The organism is Paenibacillus typhae (assembly GCF_900099765.1).
In the GTDB taxonomy this organism is placed as follows: Bacteria; Bacillota; Bacilli; order Paenibacillales; family Paenibacillaceae; genus Paenibacillus_AQ; species Paenibacillus_AQ typhae.
This window is the reverse complement of sequence record NZ_FNDX01000063.1, coordinates 24,371-30,428: the sequence shown is the minus strand read 5'-3', so window position 1 is coordinate 30,428 and position 6,058 is coordinate 24,371. Positions and strand designations below refer to the sequence as shown.

Genomic DNA, 6,058 nt, shown 5'->3' with positions numbered 1-6,058 from the left:
GAAAAGAGCGATTCGCTCATTTTGAAACATCTGACGAGAATGTTACATTCTCATTTTGGAATCACCGAAGTGAATTCCGATACTCACTCGTTGTTCAGTTTTCAAAGATCAATTTGTTTCTTTTCTTCAGTGTCGCGCTTGTCAGCGGCGACTTTTATAATATATCACAGTGTTTATCGTTTTGGCAAGTCTTTTTTTCGAAAAAGTTTTTTTCGTTTTTTCTTGCCGTGCGTCTTCTTTTGAAATAACAAAAGGAGCGCGAGATATAATGTATCACGTACGCTCCTGTTTAGTCAACCCTCTTTATTAAATTAATGGCCAAGCACACAAGTTTATAGGCAGCAGCTCATGTTATCAATGCTTGAACTGGGACGAACGCCCGCCCCACGCATATTTCGACAGCTCCTTCTGCGGAGCAAACCGCGCATACATGCGAAACACCGTTTTATATCGGTTAGCAATGGCATGCCTGATATTTTGGTCCAAGCGCTGATCACTTAAATCAAGCAGCATCTCGTCAAGTTCTTTGCGCAGTACATAGTCGAGCTCCTTGCATTCTTTTTCGTTGAACAACATCCCCAACATATGCTTGGCCTCCTTCATATTATTTTGAGAACAAATCTTTAATGCTGCTGTTTGTGTGTTAGAAGTCAGTCCATTTGATGGGAAATCTGCGCGTATACCCGCTTACACTAGATTAACCGGAGCATAGGAACTATAACCATAATTGCTAAAATTCCCTTTATGGTTCTGCTGAGCACAGGCATTCTTGTGATGTAAGGAATCCCCAAATCAAATCGGTCTTAATGTTATGCTCCATTCTTCAGAATTTTATGATAAAAGTGCCAATGTAATTGTACTTTCGATAATCGCTGCCAGCAGCAGCAGGATTACTATCCATACGGATGCCGTAACGGTCTGGCGCATAAACTCCGCCCAGCTGCTGCCCCGAACTCTTCCGGACATACTCTGTATAACCTTTCCGCCAAGCTGTAGCCCAAAAGCACATGCAATAATAATAGCCGGTATTTCAATAATGCCGTGCGGAAGCAGCCCTTTAACAATGAGTTGAAACAAATCTGCTCCCTGGATGACCGACAGGTGGATCAGATAGCCGATAACAGCTCCGTTTATCAATAAGAAGAACGCCGGAATAAATCCAAACAGTGCACCAAGGAAAATAACCGCCACACTTTTAATGCTGTTGTTCAGAAATATAAAGGTGAAGAAGCTCCATTCGGGATTATCTGAATCCATAAGCTTTCCGCTGATGCTGCTCAATCCTTCGAGCTGCTGGGCAAGCAGCTTCTGCAGACTGCCGGTGCCGATCCAGCCGAGCACTCCGCCCAACAGGAAAAGAATCAGCGCCAGCAAAAGGGCCTTGCGGATTGTACCCAGGTCCTTGACAAATCTTGAAAACGCAAACATAACGGCCTCCTAAAATGTTTAGTACAAGCAGTTAATGAGATTTCTGGTCCGTTCGAGGTCATAAGCGTTAGGTACGAGCATACATTTAGAACAAACAAGCCATTTCGCAATGGGAGAGGAGCGCTGCTAGTATGAATTCTTTTTATGTATTCAGCGGCAAAAAGATAAAACGGTTCATTTATATCTTTGCCGCTGCGCTTCTGGCCGCTGGTGTTGTATACGTGGAGAGGGGCAACATTACCGTTTTTTCGGATGCCCAAGCCCCGTCTGCCATCTACAGTGTGCCAACGCAAAAGAAGCTTATCGCTTTAACCTTTGACATTAGCTGGGGTGAGAAGCGGCCTGAACCGATTCTAAAGGTGCTGGAGGATAAAAAGGTAGATAAGGCCACCTTCTTCCTATCCTCGCCGTGGAGTAAAACACATCCGGAAATCGTCACCAGTATCAAAGAAGCAGGCTTTGAAATCGGAAGCCATGGTCATAAGCACGTTAACTACAGTACCCTCAGTAATGAGGAAATCCGTACCCAAATTTCTACAGCTCACACTGTGCTTACTGAGTTAACCGGTAAATCGCCCAACCTGATCCGTATGCCGAATGGTGATTTTGACAAAAGAGTGCTTCAGGTGGCCAGTGATCTGGGCTACAAGGTTATCCAATGGGACACCGATTCGCTGGACTGGAAAAACATCGGTGTAGACAATATTGTTAAGCGGGTTACCAGCAAGGCTCATCCGGGGGATATCGTCCTCCTCCATGCCAGTGACTCCTGCAAGCAGACCCATGAGGCGCTTCCGCAAATTATTGATAACCTTCGTGCTCAAGGGTATGAGTTCGTTACTGTATCCGAGCTGATCAGCCAAAGCAGTGCCGACGGTACGGAAGTCCGTGATTCCGCTTCTCTGGACAAGGGACTGGAAGACGCTGCAGGCATGTAACTCTTTGGTGTTGCCGGATGATGTACCGTAATCTGTCTAGCTGGCCTGTCTGGCTAATGACGCGGAGATATGAGCTCTGATATATCAGGTGTCGGAGAATTCAGCTTCGGATAGCTCAGGTCGAGACCCTCCAGGGTTTTGACTACGATGGATAACGCCAGATAATTGCGGTACCACCGGTGATTGGCAGGAATCCAGTACCAGGGTGCCTGTTCAGTGCCGGTCTCACGGAAAACATCCTCATAGGCCTTTTGGTAATCATCCCAATACTCCCGCTCCTGCAGGTCACTGGCGTCAAATTTCCAGTGCTTGGTCGGGTCCTGCAGCCGCTCCTGGATTTTTTCAAGCTGCTTCTCCTTGGAGATATGCAAAAAGAGCTTGATCACCGTTGTACCCTCCTCCACCAGCATTTCTTCAAACTGGCGGATATAGCGGAAGCGGCGCTTCATATCGTCTTTTTTTAGACTGCCGTGCACCCGGGGAACCAGTACATCTTCATAATGGGAGCGGTTGAAGGCAGCGATGTAGCCTTTGGGCGGAGTTTTCATATGCACTCTCCACAGAAAGTCGTGGGCCTCCTCCTCCAGTGACGGCTTTTTGAAGCTGGTAACAATAAAGCCCTGGGGATTAATACCGGAAAAGATATGCTTTACCGTACCGTCTTTTCCGCTTGAGTCCATCCCCTGAAGGATGACCAGCAGCGAATGCTTCTTTTGGGCAAAAAGAATATCCTGAAGCTCGGCAAGGCGTTCCTTGAGCTTCTCCATTTTGGCTGCGGCTTCCTCTTTCGAGTGAAAGTCACCGCGTTCTGACGGATCGAGCTTGCTCAGAATATTTTCACTTGTGTCTTTTATCATATAGCGCTTGATGTTCATATATGCCCTCCTTGCTTACTGATTTCAGTTGCGGCCGGCGGTGTGTCCATTAGCTTTTTATGTAAGCTGTTCTTTAAGATTAACCTTCCCCTTTTCATTTTAATCGCGCTGGAAATAAGAAAACCCCGGTCTCTTAATTTAAGAGCACCGGGGTTTCTTCGTAAAGTATCTTTTAAGATGATTGCGGTTTAAGGATTCGGTGCAATCTTAAAATCTGGAATGCATTGCAGGCAATGAGCGGAACAACAATAAACACAGTTGCACTGTCTACGCCGATCTGAAGCACGCCTATCGTCTCTACAATGGTGATGGCTGTCATAAAGAAAAAGGTCGGAATTGCCGCCGCCGCCTTCGTGCTCTGCACCTTGAAATAGGACACAATAACGGCCGTAAGCAGAATGCCCACTCCCAAGAAGAGGTCAGACCCGCCTGTCCTTTCAGCTCCGACAAATGTCCGCAGGAACACCAGTTCGAGCAGCGCCAGCACAGCCAATACCAGCTGTATGTACTGCCACACTTTACGGGAAAATACACCGTTGCCCATATAGTTGAGAATCAGGTAAGCGAAAAATCCCAGCTGTGCGTAAACGCTAACAAGCATTCCGGAACCAAGTAAAATAAGCAGGTACAGCAACAGGTCTGCTGTTCCCTTGAAGGCTATACCGCCATTCACAGCCTGCAGCACAAGTCCCGCCAGCCCGGCCGAGGCGGCGCCTATCAGAAGTGTGGTCCAGAACAGGTGATACCATTTCCTTATACTCAGCCACTCCACCTCCCCTGTGTCAGATTTATTTTACCAAGCCTGCCGTCAAAAAACCATCATAACCGCGACATATCCTGTGCACCGGTGCGGCATACTACCCTCAGGATTCCTATAAAGGAGGGCAGCGCCAATGAGATGGAGGAGTTTGTTGTCTGGAGGACTGGCACTCAGCCTGATTCTCACCTTAACAGCCTGCGGAGGAGAACAGAGCAGTTCTTCCAGCCAGATGGGATATAAGGAAATGAAGACAATGGTTGTCGATATATTGAAAAGCGATGAGGGTAAAAAGGCAGTCGAGGAGGCTCTGACCTCAGGCAGCGGTTCGGAAGGGAGCAGCGTCAGCGGGTTAAGCATGAAAATGATGCCGCTTCAGACCACGGAACAGATCCGGATTGCGGTTAAAGACACCATTACGGCTCCGGAATACCAGAAGGAAATCGAAAAGATTATGACCGATCCGACCTTTGCCGGCGAGTTCGCAAAAGCTATTAACACCCAAAGCAAGGAGCTGCATCTGCAGCTGATTAAGGACCCGACTTATCAGAAGTCAATCGAAGAAATTATGAAGTCGCCTGAAATGATGAAAATGTTCCTGGATCTTACCAAGACCTCCGATTACCGCAAGCAGTCCATGACCATTATGCAGGAAGCGATGCAGAATCCGCTGTTCCGTATGGAAGTGCTGGGACTGCTCAAAACGGTTGTACAGGACGAGCTCCAGCCTAAGGTTCAGAAAAAAGGCGAGGAAAAGGGAGGCGGTTCCGGCGGCGAGGAAGGCGGCGGAGACAGCTCAAAACAGGAGGGCGGAGACGACTCCGGCTCTTAACCACAAAGAGGCTTATCCATTTCAAAATGGATAAGCCTCTTGCAGTGTTGCATATTTTTTACTGGAACGTGCTATTCGTACTTCGCGATCAGCTTGTCCGCGACCTCGGCAAACAGCTGGGCCACCTGGGTATCAGCCTTGTAAACGGAAGGGGAAAAGTCAGGCTCGGAGATATGGTTGTCCGGAGCGCCAAGCGGGACCTGGGCAAGCAGCTCAGTATGCAGTGTCTCCGCTAGTCTGGCTCCGCCTCCGCGCCCGAAGACATAGTCTCTCTTCCCGCATGAGGAGCATTCATAATAGGCCATGTTCTCAATGACGCCGAGGATTTCATGATCGGTCTGCAGCGCCATAGAGCCCGCCCTGGCCGCTACAAAGGCTGCAGTGGCATGAGGGGTGGTTACAATGATCTCCTTGCTGTGAGGAAGCATCTGGTGCACGTCCAGCGCCACATCACCTGTACCCGGAGGAAGGTCCAGCAGCATATAGTCAAGCTCCCCCCAGCCAACATCACTGAAGAACTGGCGGAGCATCTTGCCGAGCATCGGACCACGCCAGATGACCGGGCTATTTTCACGGATGAAAAAGCCCATCGACATGACTTTAACCCCGAAACGTTCAACCGGAATAATTGTTCCTTCTTCGACGACAGGCCCCTCCTCGATTCCCATCATATCCGGAATGCTGAATCCGTATATGTCGGCATCGATAAGGCCAACCTTTTTACCTTTGCGCGCAAGCGCTACTGCGAGATTCACCGTCACTGTTGACTTGCCGACACCGCCCTTGCCGCTGGCTACAGCAATGAACTTCACGCCGGAGTTCTCATCCAGCAGCTCATGGTCCTCAAGACCCGCTGCGTGCCCTTTAAGGGCTGTACCTTGTTCTGGCTCCGGCTTGTCCGCAGAGCTCCCGGTACGAAGAATAGAGCGCTCATAGTCGGTTGCATTACGCAGCCGGATATGGATATTCTCCAGTCCCCCTTCGGTCAGCAGATCACGCACCTTCTGCTCCAGCTCCATCCGGCTTGTATCATCTTCCTCAAGACACACAATGGATAACGAGATTCTATCCTCTTTTACCATAATGTCGCGGATCAGCTGCAGATCAATAAGACTTTTTCCGGATTCCGGGTCAATCAGCGGCTGCAATAGTTCCTGAATTTTTTCCCTGGTCTGCATGGAGAGCACCTCTGTTTCGTTCCGGACAGTTAAGGCTCCGGTTAATTGTA

7 protein-coding genes are annotated in these 6,058 nt (G+C 48.8%); 2 read left to right on the top strand and 5 right to left on the bottom strand.

Features of this window, described 5'->3' with window-relative positions:
* Nucleotides 1-354: 354 nt before the first annotated feature.
* Together BLR64_RS28390 and BLR64_RS28385 are read right to left on the bottom strand one after the other, a co-directional pair.
* Nucleotides 355-585, bottom strand: coding sequence for a hypothetical protein (locus tag BLR64_RS28390; RefSeq protein WP_025336637.1), 231 nt, complete (start codon nucleotides 583-585; stop codon nucleotides 355-357).
* Nucleotides 586-831: 246 nt separating this feature from the next.
* Nucleotides 832-1,428: a stage II sporulation protein M gene (locus BLR64_RS28385; RefSeq protein ID WP_090719872.1), complete on the bottom strand. Its 597-nt coding sequence runs from the start codon at nucleotides 1,426-1,428 to the stop codon at nucleotides 832-834.
* Nucleotides 1,429-1,559: 131 nt separating this feature from the next.
* Here BLR64_RS28385 and pdaB point away from each other — a divergent pair, with 131 nt between their 5' ends.
* Nucleotides 1,560-2,366 carry a polysaccharide deacetylase family sporulation protein PdaB gene (gene pdaB, locus BLR64_RS28380; RefSeq protein ID WP_090719871.1) on the top strand — a complete coding sequence of 269 codons (807 nt, stop codon included), beginning with the start codon at nucleotides 1,560-1,562 and terminating at the stop codon, nucleotides 2,364-2,366.
* A gap of 53 nt (nucleotides 2,367-2,419) precedes the next feature.
* On the opposite strand, the gene BLR64_RS28375 is transcribed toward pdaB, so the two are convergent.
* Both BLR64_RS28375 and BLR64_RS28370 read right to left on the bottom strand, forming a co-directional pair.
* Nucleotides 2,420-3,241 carry a PPK2 family polyphosphate kinase gene (locus BLR64_RS28375; RefSeq protein ID WP_068727630.1) on the bottom strand — a complete coding sequence of 274 codons (822 nt, stop codon included), beginning with the start codon at nucleotides 3,239-3,241 and terminating at the stop codon, nucleotides 2,420-2,422.
* A 172-nt stretch (nucleotides 3,242-3,413) separates the two neighbouring features.
* Nucleotides 3,414-4,013: a KinB-signaling pathway activation protein gene (locus BLR64_RS28370; protein WP_341833407.1), complete on the bottom strand. Its 600-nt coding sequence runs from the start codon at nucleotides 4,011-4,013 to the stop codon at nucleotides 3,414-3,416.
* A gap of 121 nt (nucleotides 4,014-4,134) precedes the next feature.
* Here BLR64_RS28370 and gerD point away from each other — a divergent pair, with 121 nt between their 5' ends.
* Complete coding sequence (gene gerD / locus BLR64_RS28365; protein WP_090719869.1) at nucleotides 4,135-4,830, top strand: spore germination lipoprotein GerD; 696 nt, start codon at nucleotides 4,135-4,137, stop codon at nucleotides 4,828-4,830.
* A 71-nt stretch (nucleotides 4,831-4,901) separates the two neighbouring features.
* Here gerD and BLR64_RS28360 read toward each other — a convergent pair whose 3' ends face one another.
* A complete protein-coding gene (locus BLR64_RS28360; protein ID WP_090719867.1) occupies nucleotides 4,902-6,008 on the bottom strand; it encodes an Mrp/NBP35 family ATP-binding protein in 1,107 nt (368 codons plus the stop codon).
* Nucleotides 6,009-6,058 lie beyond the last annotated feature (50 nt).